19 protein-coding genes are annotated in these 18,206 nt (G+C 51.0%); 8 read left to right on the top strand and 11 right to left on the bottom strand.

Features of this window, described 5'->3' with window-relative positions; translation table 11 throughout:
* Window positions 1-128: 128 nt before the first annotated feature.
* From AC5JPW_RS19410 to AC5JPW_RS19400, 3 genes are read right to left on the bottom strand one after another with little or no spacing between them, the layout of a single operon-like run.
* Window positions 129-893 (bottom strand): inositol monophosphatase family protein, encoded by a 765-nt coding sequence (locus tag AC5JPW_RS19410; protein ID WP_494242751.1) that lies wholly within the window; start codon window positions 891-893, stop codon window positions 129-131.
* Window positions 894-902: 9 nt separating this feature from the next.
* Complete coding sequence (locus tag AC5JPW_RS19405) at window positions 903-1,922, bottom strand: LacI family DNA-binding transcriptional regulator (RefSeq protein WP_494242750.1); 1,020 nt, start codon at window positions 1,920-1,922, stop codon at window positions 903-905.
* A complete protein-coding gene (locus AC5JPW_RS19400; RefSeq protein WP_494242749.1) occupies window positions 1,919-2,689 on the bottom strand; it encodes an MBL fold metallo-hydrolase in 771 nt (256 codons plus the stop codon). The genes AC5JPW_RS19405 and AC5JPW_RS19400 overlap by 4 nt, the downstream gene beginning before the upstream one ends.
* Before the next feature lie 162 nt (window positions 2,690-2,851).
* Here AC5JPW_RS19400 and AC5JPW_RS19395 point away from each other — a divergent pair, with 162 nt between their 5' ends.
* The 4 genes from AC5JPW_RS19395 to AC5JPW_RS19380 all read left to right on the top strand — a co-directional run bounded on the left by AC5JPW_RS19395 (window position 2,852) and on the right by AC5JPW_RS19380 (window position 6,826).
* Complete coding sequence (locus tag AC5JPW_RS19395; protein ID WP_494242748.1) at window positions 2,852-3,901, top strand: ABC transporter ATP-binding protein; 1,050 nt, start codon at window positions 2,852-2,854, stop codon at window positions 3,899-3,901.
* Window positions 3,902-3,930: 29 nt separating this feature from the next.
* Window positions 3,931-5,070, top strand: coding sequence for an ABC transporter substrate-binding protein (locus tag AC5JPW_RS19390; protein WP_494242747.1), 1,140 nt, complete (start codon window positions 3,931-3,933; stop codon window positions 5,068-5,070).
* 68 nt (window positions 5,071-5,138) lie between these two features.
* Entirely contained in the window at window positions 5,139-5,969 is an 831-nt protein-coding gene (locus AC5JPW_RS19385; protein WP_494242746.1) for an ABC transporter permease, read from the top strand.
* Window positions 5,969-6,826 (top strand): ABC transporter permease, encoded by an 858-nt coding sequence (locus tag AC5JPW_RS19380; protein WP_494243880.1) that lies wholly within the window; start codon window positions 5,969-5,971, stop codon window positions 6,824-6,826. Before AC5JPW_RS19385 ends, AC5JPW_RS19380 begins: the two co-directional genes overlap by 1 nt.
* Window positions 6,827-6,920: 94 nt before the next feature.
* Here the strand turns inward: AC5JPW_RS19380 and cynS are convergent, their stop codons facing one another.
* Window positions 6,921-7,391 (bottom strand): cyanase, encoded by a 471-nt coding sequence (gene cynS / locus AC5JPW_RS19375; protein WP_494242745.1) that lies wholly within the window; start codon window positions 7,389-7,391, stop codon window positions 6,921-6,923.
* Window positions 7,392-7,419: 28 nt separating this feature from the next.
* Entirely contained in the window at window positions 7,420-8,079 is a 660-nt protein-coding gene (locus tag AC5JPW_RS19370) for a carbonic anhydrase (protein WP_494242744.1), read from the bottom strand.
* A 109-nt stretch (window positions 8,080-8,188) separates the two neighbouring features.
* Here AC5JPW_RS19370 and cynR point away from each other — a divergent pair, with 109 nt between their 5' ends.
* Window positions 8,189-9,076, top strand: a complete 888-nt coding sequence (gene cynR, locus AC5JPW_RS19365; protein ID WP_494243878.1) for a transcriptional regulator CynR — start codon at window positions 8,189-8,191, stop codon at window positions 9,074-9,076.
* Window positions 9,077-9,289: 213 nt separating this feature from the next.
* Here cynR and AC5JPW_RS19360 read toward each other — a convergent pair whose 3' ends face one another.
* From AC5JPW_RS19360 to AC5JPW_RS19345, 4 genes are all read right to left on the bottom strand, one after another.
* On the bottom strand, window positions 9,290-10,297 hold the full coding sequence (locus AC5JPW_RS19360) for an alpha/beta hydrolase (protein WP_494242743.1): 1,008 nt from the start codon (window positions 10,295-10,297) through the stop codon (window positions 9,290-9,292).
* 188 nt (window positions 10,298-10,485) lie between these two features.
* Window positions 10,486-10,962, bottom strand: coding sequence for a nuclear transport factor 2 family protein (locus AC5JPW_RS19355; protein WP_494242742.1), 477 nt, complete (start codon window positions 10,960-10,962; stop codon window positions 10,486-10,488).
* A gap of 514 nt (window positions 10,963-11,476) precedes the next feature.
* A complete protein-coding gene (locus AC5JPW_RS19350; RefSeq protein ID WP_494242741.1) occupies window positions 11,477-12,046 on the bottom strand; it encodes a TetR/AcrR family transcriptional regulator in 570 nt (189 codons plus the stop codon).
* Between the two features lie 498 nt (window positions 12,047-12,544).
* Complete coding sequence (locus AC5JPW_RS19345; RefSeq protein ID WP_494242740.1) at window positions 12,545-13,120, bottom strand: CGNR zinc finger domain-containing protein; 576 nt, start codon at window positions 13,118-13,120, stop codon at window positions 12,545-12,547.
* Window positions 13,121-13,212: 92 nt separating this feature from the next.
* On the opposite strand from AC5JPW_RS19345, the gene AC5JPW_RS19340 reads away from it, so the two are divergent.
* Entirely contained in the window at window positions 13,213-14,130 is a 918-nt protein-coding gene (locus AC5JPW_RS19340) for an alpha/beta fold hydrolase (RefSeq protein ID WP_494242739.1), read from the top strand.
* A 28-nt stretch (window positions 14,131-14,158) separates the two neighbouring features.
* Here the strand turns inward: AC5JPW_RS19340 and AC5JPW_RS19335 are convergent, their stop codons facing one another.
* Window positions 14,159-14,932 (bottom strand): AraC family transcriptional regulator, encoded by a 774-nt coding sequence (locus AC5JPW_RS19335; protein WP_494242738.1) that lies wholly within the window; start codon window positions 14,930-14,932, stop codon window positions 14,159-14,161.
* A gap of 117 nt (window positions 14,933-15,049) precedes the next feature.
* Between AC5JPW_RS19335 and AC5JPW_RS19330 the strand changes: the two genes are divergently transcribed.
* Complete coding sequence (locus AC5JPW_RS19330; RefSeq protein ID WP_494242737.1) at window positions 15,050-15,802, top strand: type 1 glutamine amidotransferase; 753 nt, start codon at window positions 15,050-15,052, stop codon at window positions 15,800-15,802.
* A 163-nt stretch (window positions 15,803-15,965) separates the two neighbouring features.
* Window positions 15,966-16,358, top strand: a complete 393-nt coding sequence (locus tag AC5JPW_RS19325; protein ID WP_494242736.1) for a VOC family protein — start codon at window positions 15,966-15,968, stop codon at window positions 16,356-16,358.
* A 139-nt stretch (window positions 16,359-16,497) separates the two neighbouring features.
* Here the strand turns inward: AC5JPW_RS19325 and AC5JPW_RS19320 are convergent, their stop codons facing one another.
* A complete protein-coding gene (locus tag AC5JPW_RS19320) occupies window positions 16,498-18,081 on the bottom strand; it encodes a sensor domain-containing diguanylate cyclase (RefSeq protein ID WP_494242735.1) in 1,584 nt (527 codons plus the stop codon).
* Window positions 18,082-18,206 lie beyond the last annotated feature (125 nt).

Here is an 18,206-nt window from a genome sequence, read left to right as displayed (position 1 = left end):
GATTTTCAGCCGGACCCTGTCATCGCTGTAACTGTTTTATTCCCATTGTGCGGTGCTATCGCTGTAAAACGTAATATTGCTGGAGCTCCCTCACTGCGAAAGCCGGCGTTAGCGCATTGCCCTAACGCTTAATGGTTCACCAGCAGATCTGCCAGACGCACCTGCACATCGACACATCCTGCCAGCACCAGATTGCCCTTTAACAGACCGTCGTCGGCAAGAAAGTCATTGCTGGCACCGCCTGCTTCGACGATGAGCAACATCCCGGCCAGCGCGTCCCAACTGTTCATATGCTCCTCGTAATAGGCATGTACCTGCCCGCTGGCTACGTGGGCAAGCATTAACGCTCCGGCACCAAAGCGGCGATACTCCATTCCGCCAGTGAGCACGCGGGCAACGGTACGGGTGTAGTTTTCCACCGGCGCACGGCTGGAACGCCCCATACCAATAATCACCGTTTCCGGGTCCGGTTCGCGTAATGTCAGGCGCTGGTCGTTAAGAAAAGCGCCGTTGCCACGGCGGGCAATGAAAAACTCATTGCGGTCCGGGGCGTAGACAATCCCCAGTTCCGTGGTGTTCTGGCGAACGTAAGCCAGCGAGATGCACCAGTAATCCATCCCCTGAATATAGTTGGTCGTCCCGTCGATAGGATCCAGCACCCAGGTACCTTGTTCACCGGCCTGCAGGCCGCTCTCTTCCCCGAGAAAACCATCCTGCGGGCAGTGGGTGTTGAGCCAGCTTTTGATCTCTTTTTCCACAAACAGGTCGGCGTGGGAGACAAAATCCTGGCGGGCTTTTTTATCCACCTGTAGCCCGGCATTACGTAATTCCTGCGCCTTTGCGCCCAACTGGCGAATCAATGCACATAGTGACTGCTGTTGTTCTTCCGTCATGGCCTGCTCTTATTGAGGTGATGGCGACGTGCGCCGGGAAATAAGCTGCACATCCACCCATGTTGTCCGTGAGGGTTGTAACGGATCGTCAGCGCGTTCCAGCAGGCGGGTTAAGGCCTGACGGGAAATCTCCTCAACGTCCTGATGCAGGGTGGTGAGCTGGTAACTGTATTGCGCCGTTTGCGGCGTATTGTCAAAACCGATGATCTGAAAATCATCCGGGCTGTGCCTGCCACGCTGGCGCATCCCGTCAAGAAACCCGCAGGCGAGCTGCGCATTGGCGCAGAAGATGCCCTCAAGGACCTCATCTGCCTCAGTGGCGGCCTGAAACCCGCCGTCATAGCCTTCGGCGGGGGCGATAATCGCCTGCAGATTGCGCGTGGTGTCCACGCCGAGTGTCTGCAAGGCCTGATAAAAGGCATCGCCACGCATTCGTCCGGCCCAGGTGGAGTGCGCGATATTGAGCCAGCCGAAGCGACGGCAGCCATTGCGCACCAGTTGACCGGCTGCGAGTGTCGCGCCGTAGACATTGTCTGAGCTAACGTAATCCACGAAGGGGATCTCCGGCTGGCGGTTGATGCCCACCACCGGGATCTGCTGTGACACGCATTCGTTTACCAGTGATTCCGGCGGCTGGCCCGAGGTCACTATAACCCCGGAAACCCGAAACTGGGCAAAACGGCGCAGCGTACGGGCAAGGTCCGGCTCGCTGCGAATTTCACTCACCAGTGCCTGAAAGCCCCGCCGCTGGATCTCGCTGAGCAGGGCATCCAGCAGGCTGCTGCGAAAAGGATCGCTGATGCGCGAGACAATCACGCCAATCAGATGGCTACGGCGTCGGTTCAGCCCCTGTGCGAGAAAGTTAACCTGATAACCGAGCTCTTCAGCCGCGCGCAGGACACGCTCCCGGGTATCGGGGGAGATACTGCCGTTGTTGCTCAGAGCGCGTGAGACTACCGCCCGGGAAACTCCCGCCCGGTGGGCAACATCCTGTGCGGTGACGCTCTGCTTACGGGGAACGGAACTCATGCCGGACGTTCCTCACCGGAAATCGGCGATGCATAGAGCGTGTATTGCAGGCCGTCATAGCTGACGAATAACCCGTTCCACGGCTGGCAGGCTGTCTTCAGGTCATGCAGGATCACGTCGTTGCAGTGATAGAGTCCCAGCGCCGGGAGATTCAGCTGCTGAAAAAGTGCCAGGCAGGAAGGAAAATCGCCGTGGGACGCCTCGTCGCTGAGTGCCGTCAGTGATGCACACTCCTGAAAAGCGAGACTGGCCCCTCCCATTAGCGCGACGGATTCTGCCGTCGGGCGACCGTCACCGCTGTAGAACAGCGTCTGTTCGCCCTGGGTGATACGGATCGCGCGGTTGGTGAGTTCATGCTGCGTTTCGGCGGTCTGGATATGCCAGTCGTGCCATGTCCATGCGTCAGTGGTGTCGCGCCAGTCGAGCTCAAAAGAGAGTGTGGTCTGCGGCCAGTTGGCGAGTGCGGCCAGTTGCATCAGGACAGTACGCTGCTGCGGCTGGCTATAAATCACCAGTGCTTTCTGGCGCGAGAAGCTTTTCCAGTAGTTCAGCAGCGCCGTCAGCCCGGTACAGTGATCCGGGTGGACGTGGGTAAAATAGAGGACGTCGATATCATTAACATCCCCCTCGCGCTGCCACAATGCCCGGGGAATCGTGGGGCCGCAGTCAATGAGCCACTGGCGATTTGCCTCATCGATGACCCGCAGCGCAGAGGTATTTTGTTCGCGGGAGAAGGCACTTCCGCAGCCCAGAACATCTATTTTCATTTTCCCTCACCCAAAATTTTTGAGTCTTAATTAAATTGTCACAAATACCCGACAAAGTAGGCTCACATAATGTCGAGTCAACATTGCATTTTTTTTACACTCAAATGAACACGTGTTCATTGCAGTAAAAAAAATCAACGCAGCGATTTTTGGGTAATGAATATGAGTTATTTACAGATCTCCGGGCTTCAAATTAGCTATGGCGAAAAGGTCGTGCTGCATAATATCGATCTGCATGTCGAAAAAGGGGAAATGATTGCCCTGTTGGGGCCCTCTGGCTGCGGAAAAACAACACTATTAAATGCGCTTTGCGGTTTTATTCCGGTCAACACCGGGGAGATTACCGTTGCCCACCGTGATATTACCCACAGTGCGCCGGAGCAGCGCAATATCACCATGGTATTCCAGAGTTACGCGCTGTGGCCGCATCTGACGGTAGCACGGAATATTGGCTACGGTCTGAAGCTGCGCAAATGGCGTCGCGACGATATTGACCGCCGCGTTGCGGAACTGCTGGATATCGTCAATCTTACCGGTCTTGCAGATGTGAAGGTGACGGAACTTTCCGGCGGACAGCGCCAGCGTGTCGCCCTGGCGCGGGCACTGGCAATCGAGCCGGATGTACTGGTACTGGATGAACCGCTGTCAAACCTCGATGCTAAAGTGCGTCTTAACGTGCGCCATGAAATTAAAAACCTGCAAAAACGCCTCGGTTTTACGTCATTAATTGTGACCCACGATCAGCAGGAAGCGCTGGTTATGGCTGACCGTATCGCCGTGTTAAATAATGGTCACATTGAGCAAATAGGAACGCCGGAAGATATTTATCAGCGTCCTGCAACGCCATTTGTTGCTGATTTTATGGGTGCAGACAATAAAATTTCTGCCAACGAACTCTTTGCCGCTCAGGATATTTCCCTGCGCGCACAAGGGAGATATTCCGCCGACGATTTTCGCGACCGTACTCTTTATTTTCGTAGTGCCGATACGGCGCTCAGTGCATTAACTACCGGTACGCCTGACGAGGGCTTAACCCTTAATGGCGTGGTCGAACAAAGTGCTTTTCTGGGCAATTTATACCGCCACAGCGTGCGCTGTCGTGACCGTGTGTTACTGGCGGATTCAACCCAGTGCTGGCCCGCGCAGTCATCCGTCCGACTGCACGTTCCGGCCACCGCGTTACATATTTTTCCATCGTCTCAAGCAAGTTGACTTCATCGTGTTCATTTTGGGGATAGACCATGTTTACTAAAACGAAAGCTGCGGTAGTGACTGCATTGTTTCTGAGCTACGGCGCACAGGCCGACACCATCCTGAACGTTGCCACAGCCGGCGATCAGAATATGGTGGATTACGTGAAAACCTGGCTGGGGCCGAAGTTCGAAGCGGCACATCCGGGCGTGAAAGTGCAGGTGGTGGGCACCGGTCCAGGGGATGCTGGCTCAAATAAAATTATCGAGAAACTGAGCGCACAAAAAGAGAGTGGCGCGAAGACCTGGGATATTGATGTGGCGGTCGTTCATCAGAAAGCCGGTGGCGAACTGGTGGAAAAGGGGCTGCTGGAGAAATACCGCCAGCAAATTAAAACCGGCAGCATGGTCAGCGCGGATAACGCGAAGAATGCCCTCGGTGTGAACGTTGATGGCTACGTGATGCCGATGTTTTTAAGCCAGACCGCCATCGCCTGGAACAGCGAGGCGATCAAAACGCCACCGGCGTCTTACGATGAACTGGTGAGCTGGGCGCAGAAAAACCCGCAGGCTTTCGGCTATAACGGCATTAAAAATGGCATGTCCGGCGTGAGCTTTGTGGTGGGTTGGATCTACGCCTACGGTACTGATGCCCAGCGTCTGTCTGCGTTGCCTTACGATAAAAGCGTAGAGAAAAACTGGAACCAGGCGTTCGAGAAACTGAAGGCCTTCAATAAGAACGTGACCTTTACGCCGGGCAATGCCGGGACGCTCGATATGCTCAGCCGTGGCGAAATCACCATGGGGCCGGTGTGGGTGGATATGTTCTATAGCTGGAAAGATCAGGGCAAGCTGCCACCGTCAATCAAATTGGCGCTGCTGTCGCCGGGTATGCCAGGTCAACCGATGTACTACGTGACACCGGCGAAGGCGGCAAATCCGCAACTGGCGCGTGAATTCATTGAGCTGGCAACCAGCCCGGAGGTGCAGGCGCAGGGGATTGTGAAACAGTTCAACTGGTACCCGGGTATTGATGCTGAGCATGTGAAGCCGAAGCTGGATCCGGCAACCTGGCAGAAATTGTTCGCGGAAATCTCGCCAAAAGCCCTGGCAGACTTCGGCAAAAGTTTCCCGATTACCCCTTACTTTGACGACATTAAAGAAGGCTATGAAAGCCAGGTCGCCAATTAATTATCACCAATGCTCAGGTGCGGCATGACGCCGCCCTGAGCTTTTCTTTTGCTGACACCAGGTTTGCTATGCGCCGTTCGCTGAAATATCTGTTACTGGTTGCGCCCGCCGCGCTGATGATCGCCATCCTCTTTTTGTACCCGCTGGGGTTCTCGCTGATTGCGGCGTTTACCAATGATGCGCGGCAACTGACCTTTGCGCATTTCAGTAAGATCTACGCCCTCTATTCCAGCGATATTGTGTTCACGGTGGTGATTGTGCTGATTTCCGTGGCGCTGCTGGCGGTGATTTCCATTACCCTCTCGGCGGTGATCACCCTGTCACCTTGCCGACCGATCGTGCGCATGCTGGGTTTTTTGTACCGCCTGCCGCTGTTTATCCCGTTTATTGTGGCCGCGCAGATGATGCGGACCTTTCTGGCTAAAAACGGCCTGATGAACAATGCGCTGGTGGCAACCGATCTGTTTACGCCGATGGAGACGGTTTCCTGGCTGGGCTGGAAAGGGATCATTATCACTTTTGTCTGGAAACAACTGGCCTTCGCCACGCTGCTTATCTGCGGCGCGATGGCGGCGCTTGAGCAGTCGCAAATCCTGGCGGCACGCAATCTCGGGGCTTCGCGCCCGCGCATTCTGTTCGACATTATTCTGCCGCAGGTACTGCCCGCGATTGGCGTGGCACTGGTGCTCTCTACCGTGACCATGATGTCGGTGCTCTCCGTACCGCTGATGATAGGGGTTGGCACACCGACGATGATGACCGTGGATATGGCGTTCCGCGTCAACTCCTATGGCGACTATGCGGTTGCGAATGCGCTGGGTGTCGTGTCACTGCTGATTTGCGGTGCGCTGTCGTGGTTCTACTTGCGCCATAGCCTGCAACAGAAGGGAGGCGAATGATGAAAGAGGAAAGTATGTCATTACCGGAAACGTGGCTGGAGAAAGGACGCAGAAAACTGAGCGTCAGTCTGCCGCTACAAACGCTGCTGTTGATTTTTATGCTGCTGGTGATGTTTGGGCCACTGCTGAACCTGCTCATCTGGACGGTGGCGGAGAGCTGGTTTTTCCCTCATACGTTGCCCAGCCAGTGGGGGCTGAAATACTGGTATCAGGTGTTCAGTCCCTACAGTGATGTTTCCGGTTCACTGATCACCAGCGTGCTGATTGCGGTGTTGTCGGTGGTGGTGTGCCTGTTAATTTCGGTACCGGCAGGTTATGCGCTGTCACGGCGGGGGATGCCGCTGCGGGTGCTGTTTATGCTGCTGTTTTTGATTCCGCAGGCGTTTCCGAACCTGACGGTGTACATGAACATTGCCCGGCTGTTCTACCAGTGGGGGCTGAACGGTACAATAGCGGGCGTGGTGCTGGTGCACAGCGTACACGGCCTGATGTACTCGGTATGGATCTGCGTGGCGGCCTTTTCCGCTGTTGATCCGCTGCTGGCGAGGGCTTCTCGTAACCTCGGTGCTGGGCCGATTTATACTTTCTGGCATATTGTGTTGCCGCAGGCCTCGCCGGGGATTATCGCTGCCAGTATTTTTGTCTTCCTTGAATCGCTGGATGAGTTTACCGGCACCTTTTTCGTCGGCGCACCGGACATCTCCACGCTACCGCTTCTGCTCTATAACGCCAGCATGTCGGGCAACTATCAGGTGTCATCCATTACCGCCCTGATTTTGCTGGTGCCGTCATTGCTGTTTATGCTGGTCATCCATAAGTTTATGCGCCCGGAGATGCTGTCGAAGCTGGGCAAATGATGAAGGAGGGCTGGCACAGAGGTATGAATCAGCCATTGAGGAGTTTTCGGCGTAGCCCGGTGACTCTCAGCCCCCGGGCCAGCCAGGTATGAGGTCAGAAAGGCACAGTGGGCAGATACTTGCCGTCCAGGGTAATAACGGCGCGATGGCCACCGTCCGGATCTTCGACTTTTTTGATGTCCAGTTTAAAGTTGATGGCGCTGATAATCCCATCGCCAAACTTCTCGTGAACCAGCACTTTGAGTGTGGTGCCGTATACCGACATCATCTCGTAAAAACGGTAAAGGGTTGGGTCTGTTGGTACCGCGTTAACAAAGCTTCCGCGAACGGGGATTGACTGCAACAAAGCAATGTCATCCGCATCCAGGTCGAGCTTTTCGCCCACGATTATCGCGGCGCTGGCGGGCAGAGGGTGTTGCCCTAGCAGCGCTGCGGTGACGTAAACTTCGGACAGGCCGGTGCCGTCAACGATTTCGGCAAACGAGAGTCCCTTACGGGCTTTAGATAATATGATGGTTTCGGTGAGGGCCTGGCGAGCGGTCTGGGTGACTTGTATCTGGGTCATGATGTTATCTCCTGGGTAGGCACAGCCTTCAGCCAATGTGCCGGGTTTGTGGGGAAACGGCGTAAACGGCGGGGTTGTTGGCGAGGGATACAAAGCCCCCCGTACTGCCATCGAAGGCATCTATACGCCCACTTTCAATGTCATATATCCAGCCATGCAGCGCCACACGGCCTTCTTCGAGAGCCAGGCGAACGGACGGGTGTGTCTGGATATTGGCCAGCTGCGCAATGACATTTTCGCGCACCATGGCTGTGACTTTGCTCTGTTGATCCGGGTGCTGACGTGCCTCGTTCACCACCCGGGCAGAGTCGGCATAGCGCAGCCAACTGGCCACAGCAGGCATATGATCCAGACATTTGCAGGTGGCAATAGCCGTCATCGCGCCGCAGTCCGAGTGACCACAGATAACGATATCGGCGACCTTAAGCGCGGCGACGGCGTATTCGACAGAGGCTGAAACACCACCCGGTTCTGGACCATATGACGGCACAATGTTGCCCGCATTGCGGATCACGAAAAGATCGCCTGGCTCTCGCTGGGTAACCAGTTCAGGCACCAGTCGACTGTCAGAGCAAGAAATAAATAATGCCCTCGGGCTTTGCTGGTTGGCCAGGTTCTTGAACAGACTGGCCCGCTCGGGAAAGGCGTTCTTCTGGAACTTCAGAAAACCATCAATAATCTCTTTCATGGCTGCTGTCTCGATCTTGAGAGGATGACGCAAAGATTAAGCAACTCACGGTATAAGGTAAAAGACTCATTTATTATGAACCTTATTAGATAATATTATGAGTCAGGTTATGCTTGCGCGACACATTCAGTATTTCCTTGCGGTAGCGGAACATCTTAGCTTCACGAAAGCTGCAGCAGTGCTGCACGTATCTCAGCCAGCCCTTTCGCAGCAGGTGAAGCTGCTGGAAGAAAGCCTTGGCGTTCAGTTATTCGACCGGTCTGGCCGTACGACACGCCTCACGGATGCTGGTGGCGTCTATCTCCAGTATGCCAACCGTGCTTCTCAGGAATTGCGGGAAGCCACGCGCGCGCTCCATAACGTGAGCGATCTCAGTCGTGGGTCGCTGCGTGTGGCCGTGACGCCAACCTTCACAACGTATCTGGTAGGCCCGCTGATCGAGGCATTTCATTCCCGATATCCGAAAATTACCTTTAACGTGCGCGAAATCTCGCAGGAAGTTATAGAGGATTTGCTGCTTGAGGGAGAGCTGGATGTGGGGATTGCTTTCCTGGATGTCCTTAACCCGGACATCGAGGCGGTTCCGTTGCTGGACGAAACCCTGGCATTGGTGGTCAGCCACAAACACCCACTGGCAAATGAAAAGTCTATTGGATTACAGGCCCTGAACGACGAGTCGCTTGTTTTGCTTAGCGCGGAGTTTGCGACTCGCGGGCAGATTGATCGTTACTGCAGTAAACACGGAATCCACCCTCTGGTGCTGATGGAGGCCAATGCCCTCGGTGCGGTGATTGAAATCGTTCGCAGGACACCGTTGTCTACATTGCTGCCCACGAAGACGGCCTTCGCGCATGATGATCTGGTGGCGATTACACTTGAGCCCGAGCGCCTACAGCGCACCGCTGTCATCATGTGGCGAAAGAATGCCTATCAGAGCTCCGCTGCTCGGATTTTTACTGAACTGGCTATAGACGTATCCGCTCGATTAGAAATGTGAAATGAACAGGCGTTTATTCAGTTTTCTCAACAAACCCGATTAGGATGAAGCGGGAAAAAGCCCCCGGGGCAGCGGGCACTCGCATGCCTGTCGGGGGAAAACTGAAAATGATTAAAGGCGCAGTCCCGGCAAATCCGGAACCTCATCAGGAAGACAAGCAGGTGGCTGAGGGTGGCAGCGACCAGCCGGAGAAACCGGCCGGCCACTCATCCGTTATTTCAGATGTTCTTTCAACTGGTCAGCAGCCTGACCTATGGCTGCCCTTACGGCAGGAACGTCACTTAGCGCATTCAGCAAACCAAAATCATGGATCAAGCCGTTATAGCGGGTCACCGTCACATCCACTCCCGCTGCGTCGAGTTTACGCCCAAAGGCTTCACCCTCATCACGAAGTACGTCAAACTCGGCGGTCTGGATCAGTGTGGGTGGTAATCCCTGCAGTTGCTCTCGTGTCGCACGCAGTGGTGAGGCGAGAATATTATTACGCTCACTCTCTTTAGTCGTATAGGCATCCCAGAACCACTTCATCATGTTCCGTGACAGGAAATAGCCGTTTTGGTACTGATTATAAGAACCGGTATCGAAATTCGCGTCAGTGACAGGCCACAGCATGACATCGTAGCGAATGGCAGGGGACTTATGTTGTTTTGCCTGAAGCGCTACGGCGGCAACCATGTTTCCGCCCACGCTGTTACCCACAAGGGCTAAACGTTTTCCGTCTACACCAATTTCGCTGCCGTGTTCGGCCACCCAGCGGGTAGCGGCATAAGCCTGGTTGATAGCCACAGGGAAGTGCGCTTCTGGCGACGGTGTGTAGTTGACATAGACCGCTGCAGCACCGGACTGACTGACCAGGTCACGAATCAGGCGCTCATGTGTCTGGAAATCGCCCAGAATCCAGCCGCCGCCGTGGAAGAACATGAAAACAGGCAGAGTGCCTTGTGCGTTATGAGGCTTCACAATTTTCAGCGTAATATGCTGGCCATCAATACTGATCGTTTTTTCGCTGACATCCGCCGCTGGCAACGTGGCTCCTTTCTGCGCATCGATCAACACTTGACGTGCGGCCTGTGGAGACAATTGTTCAATGGGTTTTCCCCCGCCGCCGTTTAATGCATCCAGGAATTGCTGAACATGGCGTTCTGGTGTGGATGCATCAGCAAAACAGTTGACTGAAACGGCTGCCATCGCGGCAGACAGTAATGCAGATTTGATATTCATTGTGTTACCTTATTTAAGTTATTTACGATTATATAGCGCACTACTTATATGGTTAAAAAATAATATATATCAATAGCTTAACAAGAATTCATCTCTCCTCTCGTGTGAATCCCATCCCGTATCACATCACTGAAACAGGCACCCGACCAGGACAGTAGCCGGGGGCCCATCATGAGAAACGCAGAGAGTTAAAGCCCCAGCTCAGATAAACCTGGATGGTCATCCGGACGGCGCCCCAGCGGCCAGTGGAACTTGCGTTCGCTTTCTTTAATCGGCATGTCATTGATACATGCGTAGCGATGATGCATCAGTCCATCTTCGCCAAATTCCCAGTTTTCGTTGCCGTAAGAACGGAACCAGTTACCGGCATCATCGCGCCATTCATAGGCGTAACGAACGGCAATGCGGTTGTCAGTAAACGCCCACAATTCTTTTATCAGACGATACTCAAGTTCTTTATTCCACTTGCGTGCGAGGAAGCCTTCAGCTTCTTCACGATTGGTCGCGAATTCGGCGCGGTTACGCCATTTGGTGTCCAGTGAGTACGCCAGCGATACCTTATGCGCATCACGACTGTTCCAGCCATCTTCAGCGAGGCGCACTTTCTCAATCGCTGATTCACGGGTGAAAGGAGGCAGCGGCGGACGAATTTCTGTATGAGACATGTTAAGACTCCTGTGTATTTGGATGCACCCGTAAACCGGGTTCAGGGTACTCAGACTTCAGGTTTCAACCACTGCCCCACAACGTCTCTTACGCTAAGGTCGGAGCGGCATTCGCCTGTCTCATCCGACCCGGCGATAGTACTCCCCACTGCGTTAACAACCGTCTGGCCAGAGGTGTAGCTCTTTGTCCATGGGTTAATGGTAGAACGATCGTTCTACCTTCGTCAAGAGGCTTGTTAAAAAGATGATAAAAATAATCAGAATGCAGTTTGTTTGAGCAAGAGGGAGGGGGGGCGGATAACGAAATAATGGGGTGAATGAATTCACCCCCGCTGTGCGAGCACAAAGGGAGGTCCTGATAAGTCAGACAGAAATGATTTTAATTCGAGAGTTTGAACACTACTGCCGCAGTAAATGACGATTCCGCCAGTTAATGGCATGCAAAAAAATCCCCAATTAGCTCAATAAATGGGGATTCTTCTTTAAGAGAATTTTAAAACGCATACCCAGATGCTTATTGCGATACCTGTTCCAGTAACAGTTTCGCAATATCCCTGGCGTCGTCGGCGGCGCTGTAATCACCCATCACACATGACATGGTGATAGCGCCTTCTACCAGTATCAGCAGCTTTCTGGCCAGGGGGAGAGATGGTTCAACATTCAACTGCCCGGTAAGCTCAAGCGTGTAATCCAGTAATTTTTGTTTATGCTGTTTGGCTATCAGGCGAACAGGGTCGGCACTGTCTCCCACTTCACCTGCTGTATTGATAAACGCACATCCGCGATATCCCTCGGACTCAAACCAGCTTTTGAGCACGGTGAAAATATTCAGGATACGTTCCTGCGGGGTATCCGCTTTGTCGCATTCCGTCCTGAACCACTCCATCCAGCGTATATCCCGCGCATTCAGCGCGGCAGCCGCCACTTCGTCTTTATTCGCGAAATAGCGATAAATACTTTTCCGGGCAACGCCTGAGGTCTTCACCAGAAGATCCATACCGGTGGCATGAATGCCGTTCTGATAGATAAGTTGCTCGGCGGTCGCGAGGATTTTTTCACGTGTGTTAGTCGTATTTTTGTTCATAGAATAATGGTAGAACAGACGTTCTCCTTGGTCAAGTATTCGGCAGCATATGATTTAATGTTAAGGCGTGCCCATAGACAACATCAAATTTGCCTTAAGCGCTGTAGCCACTTTCTCTGGCGATGTAGCGAGCAGAAACGAAAGCATCGGGGTTTGGTGGCCTTTCGGGAGCTCTGGGATTCAACTCCGAACAGTACCTGGGGCCGAGGGTCTGCCCGATAAAGCCAGGCTCTCTTTTACCGCTCGTTCCAACTGCTGTCTGTTGAGAATGATGCTGCTTCGCTCACCGGGCACAGTTAACCTGAATTCGCCATTCAATGCTAATGGGGATATCAAATACCATTGTCCTTTGTATAAAAGCCAGTTCACGTTGAACCTCGATTCACGCACGGTGAGCTAAGTCTGTCTACCTATCCGCAAACGCTACCTTTTCCTGCACTGAGGAGACGATATGCGGTTATTCCTGGTCTGTTCCACTGATAAGAACGCCCAAAATCGTTAAGATCGTGTTCTGTTTCTGAAGGCCGCCACTTTCATGCGATTGCCACAGGTCGCCATACTGCACCAGCGGCGGCGGTGTGATTTGCTCAGATCGTGGAACAGTAAAATGCAGTCGTGTGCTTCACACTGGCGCACGAATTCAAATTTATTGCCAGTGACCAGTTTCACCAGCGCATCAGCAATGGGCCAGAGAAGGCTTTCGGGGCTATTGGTGACGGGGTGAACATCAACATGATAGTGCTGCGCATCCTGATCCCACTGTAATCTCGTCAGGGGATGCCCTTTCTCAAGAATCCTGTTAATCACACCCAAATCAACCGCAACAGCGTTCATCGCAGCGTGCACGACAGCTCTGGACGCATCACGGAGCTGGCGAGCTTCCGCTAATAATCCCTCTGGTGGCTCTGTACCCTTTGAAACAATTTCCACTGTTTTGAGCCAGTCTATGACGCTGAGATCGTCTTCAAAACAATCATGTCTGGCGTCTCCTGTCCCGTATTCCGTGTTAATGAAATCCAGCGCGAGGTTATCCGCGAGAAAGAGAGGCTGAGAAGAACGTTGTTGAATATCCATGGCAGTCCGTAACCGACAAATTAATTTTGACAGGTTACCAAAATTATGTGTAACCTTCAATCTGTCATTTTAACGGTTACATAGGGGTTTTCATGTCATCTTCTACATCTGGATTAGGCATTGCTGGTGAAACAGCTTTCCCTCTGTCTGCAAAGATTCACTACCGCTACAAACAAGCGGGCAATGCTAAGGTTTTCTACCGTGAGGCAGGAGATCCACAAGCGCCTACGTTGCTTATGCTTCACGGCTTTGCAGGCTCATCCTTCATGTTTCGTGACCTTATTTCCCGGTTATCCGATCGTTATCATCTGATTGCGCCGGATTTACCTGCTTTTGGTTTTACCGAGGCGCCGGGGAGAGGCGAATATGCCTACACCTTCGACCAGCTTGCGCTGACGATTGGGCAGTTCACTGAAGAACTGAAGCTTGATAGCTATGCTCTGATGGTGCACGACTACGGTGCCCCCGTTGGCTGGCGTCTGGCACTGGCGCACCCGCAGCGGGTGACTGCCATCATTTCCCAGAATGGGAACGCTTATGAAGAGGGACTGGGTGAGGCCTGGGCACCTATCCGGCAATACTGGCGCGAACCGACCCCTGAAAACCGCAATGCACTCCGCGAATTTCCGACACCGGCCGCTATTAAGTGGCAGTATCTGGAAGGCGTTGCCGATCAGAGCATGGTTTCACCGGATGGCTATACGCTTGAAGGGATGCAGATAATGCAGCCTGGCAATGCGGAGATTCAGCTTGATCTGTTGCTGGATTACGCCTCGAATGTGCAGATGTACCCTCTCTTCCAGCGCTATTTCCGTGAGTATCAGCCGCCGTTTTTAGCCGTATGGGGAAAAAATGACCCGTTTTTCCTGCCTGCGGGGGCAGAAGCCTGGAGGCGTGATATTCCAGGTGCTGACATTCATTTCTTTGATACCGGGCATTTTGCACTGGAAACCCATTGCGACGAAATTCATCATGTTGTTCGCGAATTTCTTGCCCGGAATATCCGTTAGTTGCTTCTCCGTCAGGTTAGTCGGCAGATCACGGCAAAAAATGGCGTGGCGTAGAACCCAAAATGGAACGGAAGGCCGCTGTGAACGCTGCCGGGCACGAGAAACCGAGCTGGTAAGCAACCTGCTTGACGGGAATGCCATTGGCAAGAAGATCCAGGGATGCACAAATCCTGGCTCTTTGTTTCCATGTTCTGAAGCTGAAGCCCGTGTCCTTAATAAACAGACGTGAGAATGTACGTTCAGACATAGAGGCGATAAATGCCAGGTCAGTGAGAGATGTTTCCCATCGATGGCTGACCAGCAACTCCCTTATCGCAGAGAATAAGCGCTCATCATTCGGGACCGGAAGCTCTGCAGATAATGGGGAAGCCTCATTTAGAATATCCAGCAGCAACAGGGCCATTTTACGTTGATTGGGTCTGCTGTAGACCTCACTGAATAAACCGGCTATCAGCTCTTTTACCAGCGCGGTTGCTCCTATCACGTGGACATGATTATTTTTTGTAAAGCTCGTGCATTCCGCAATCAGGCTGTTGCTGAAGTAGACGGCCCGCAGGTCTGTTTGTGACAAAAGGTTATAACTGTGGATCTGAAGAGGGGGTATCCATAATGCACGCTGAGGAGGTATTACCCACCGCTGGCCCTCTGTTTCGACCAGCATTACGCCCCTGGTAGCGAATAAAAGCTGCCCTTCGATGTGGTGATGCGGAGGGTCTGACTCTCCGCGCTCATAGCGGATTGCAGTGCCAGACCACCCTGTTAACTCATCATGTCTTGGCGCTTTATCTATACTACCTGGCATTTCAGATTTAGCTCCTGCAATTATGATAGCGAAATCGGAACCACCCGGGTATGACCAACCGGGAGGGGGATGTATTCAACATCAGGATTATCATCAGTTTTACAGGAGCCTATCCTAATGCGAGTTCACTTTATCGTACATGAAAGTTTTGAAGCCCCTGGCGCGTATGAAACATGGGCAAGGTCACGTGGGCATGAGGTCACTTTTTCACGTGTTTATGCAGCTGAAAAGCTGCCAGAGGATGTGAAGGCGGTGGATTTCTTGATTGTTATGGGCGGACCGCAGGATCCGGGCATCACCGTTGAAGAGTGTCCTCATTTTGATTCCAGACGGGAGCAGGCTGTTATCGCTTGTGCAATACACGCTGGTAAAGCTGTGATTGGTATTTGTTTAGGTTCGCAGCTCATCGGCGAAGCGCTTGGTGCTCCATTTACTCACAGTCCGGAGAAAGAGATCGGTAAGTTCCCGATTACCCTGACAGAATCCGGAAAGGAAAATGAGATGTTCTCTCATTTTGGCAATGGGCTTGAAGTCGGTCACTGGCACAACGATATGCCGGGCCTTACGTCTGATGCAAAAATCATCGCGTACAGTGAAGGTTGTCCGCGCCAGATAGTGGCTTACTCGGATCTGGTTTATGGGTTCCAGTGTCATATGGAGTTAACGTCAGATGTCGTCGAGGGGCTTATTGCCCATTCAGAAAACGATTTGAGCCGGGCTGCAGAATATCGCTTCGTTAACACTCCCGAAGCGCTTCGTGCGCATGACTATAGTGAAATGAACGATGTGTTGTTCACTTTTCTGGACAAACTACAGGCTTGCTACCATTCATCAACATCGGGACGATTTAATAGCACATCACTTGAATAATTTGCCTTTGGCACGAAATAGCCTGCGCCTGGCTTTTGCTTCAAATGATGAAACGCAAGGCGTAGCTGTCCGCGTGGAATTTAAATATATGACATCCCACAAGCTCGTTCTAATTAGCGATTCAAACGTGGGTTAAATAACTTTTCGCAGGAGAAAATTAACAATGTCAGTGACTACGGGTGTGCACCATATTGGTTTAGCTGTATCAAATCTTGAAGAAAGTGCCGAGTTCTTCACTAAATTATTGGGTTGGAAGGAAGTTAAAAGACGCGAAGATTATCCCGCCATTTTTGTGAAAGATGATGCACTCATGATAACGCTTTGGAAAACGCAAACAGAAGAGTTCATTAAATTTGATCGCAAAATGAATGTGGGACTCCATCACTTAGCTTTGCGGGTTAAAAGTAAAGAGATTTTGTTTCAGCTTCTTGATGTGTTGAAGGCTAATCAAATTGAAATAGAATTTGAACCAACATTGATTAGAGAGGGGCCGTCAATGCACATGATGTGTTATGATCCAAGTGGTATAAGAATTGAGTTCCATTATTCCGAGTAGACTGTTTTTTTCATTCGCCACCCTGAGGCAGTGATTGATTTTCATGATGAAAGGGTCAGGGAGTAATGGTTGTGAAAGGCAAACGCATCATAACGTGTTTTTATAACCCAACTGTTAATAATCTGTTTTATTGCCATGCTTAAGGTTTCTTATAGCATAAAAACGCATTATCTGTTGCAAGAACGACCATGTTACGACCAGACTCTTTAGCATGATATAACGCTTCATCCGCACGACGCAAAGTGAGTGTTATATCGCCATTGTTATCTGACAGACAAGATACTCCTGCTGAGACTGTCAGATTTCCCACGTGAGGAAAAATGGAAGAACTGATTGTTAAACGTAATCGCTCCGCGATAATGACCGCTTCGTTGCTTGAAAGCCCAGGCAGGAGAATGATGAATTCTTCCCCACCAAACCGGCTCGGGACATCGCCCTCACGGCAAGCCTTTCTTATGATGTCTGAAAGCATGACGAGAACGGCATCTCCAGCATCATGCCCGTATTGGTCATTAACATTTTTAAAATGATCAATATCAATAGCTATCACACTCATGAATTTATCATGTGGAAGTTTTTTTAACACGCTGTTGAAGCCACGTCTGTTAAAAATACCAGTCAGTGGGTCTTTCATAGCTACATCTGTAAGTTCGTTTACCTGTAAATGAGTTTTCTGCAAATGCTGCTTAACTGCATCTTTGAGTTTATCTGCTTCGAAATACCATACCTGAACTGAATTAAGAAAGCGGTCGCTGCTGTCATGAATATTACTGTCACGCATTATATTAGCAAGTTTTTCGATAGGCATTGCAACACGACGTCCAAGAAACACCATTAAAAACCCAATAAGCAAGATAATGACAATGATATAAAGGATTGTTTCTTTTGCTATCTGAATAAGTATTTTAAAAACTTCGTTTTCGTCATCAAATATAAAAATGCTCCAGTCGGTTTTATTCAGTTTTGCATAGGCAGCCTGGTGTTCTTCTCCATCTTCAAAAACGGTAAGTATACCATTTTTATTTTCATTAAATTGATTCGTTGTGGTGTATGTGAATGTGTTTTGTGAACCCACCATGTCGGGGTCGTAACTGTAAATTACTGTTCCGTTATGGTCTATTATTTTCATCTCTGAGCTACCAGATTGAAAATGCTGAGTTAATATCTCGCTTAAAATGCTGTGTTTTTTGAGATAAATCGTGCCTCCAATATAACCTATGAATTCATTTTGATTGGAGAATATCGGGTGGGAGATGAAGATAACATCATTCCCAGTGGCAGAAATGAATGGCTCAGAAATAAAAGGGACTTGCTTAGTTACTGCGAGTAAACTGGCGCCAGAAGTTAGTTTTTTTCCCGTCAAGTTAAGGCTATCAGGTGATGTCGCTCTGACTATTCTATTTTTGTCGACAATTACAACAGAATTAAAAAATCCAGATTGAAGCCTGACACGTTCAGATTCATTAGCCAGTTGATCTTTATAATCCAGATCTTTGATTTGAGTTGCACTCCACTTGAGTTCATTTTCGCTAATGGTGAGGTAATGATCCGTCGTGTCAGCCAGCTTTCTTGCATACGCTATATTGTTTTGAATTAGACTGTTTTGAATGTTTGATTTTTGAAAAATACTCAGGGCAACCAACAGGAAAATAGCGGTAAGCATTACTGCTGTTACAGTCAGAGAAGTCAGGATTGTTCTTAAACGAATTTTTTTGTTTTCCATGATTTACCAGACTCTTGTGGGATGGTTCCTTGAGTAAATCTGAATGCCATTATGGTAAGCGTTTTAAACCGTCATCATACAAAAAACACTAGCAATCATAACATTAGTTGATTTCGACAAAGTCG

This window comes from Phytobacter sp., from assembly GCF_059074235.1.
The sequence above is the reverse complement of the archived record's forward strand: the minus strand, read 5'-3'. Positions and strand labels throughout refer to the sequence as shown.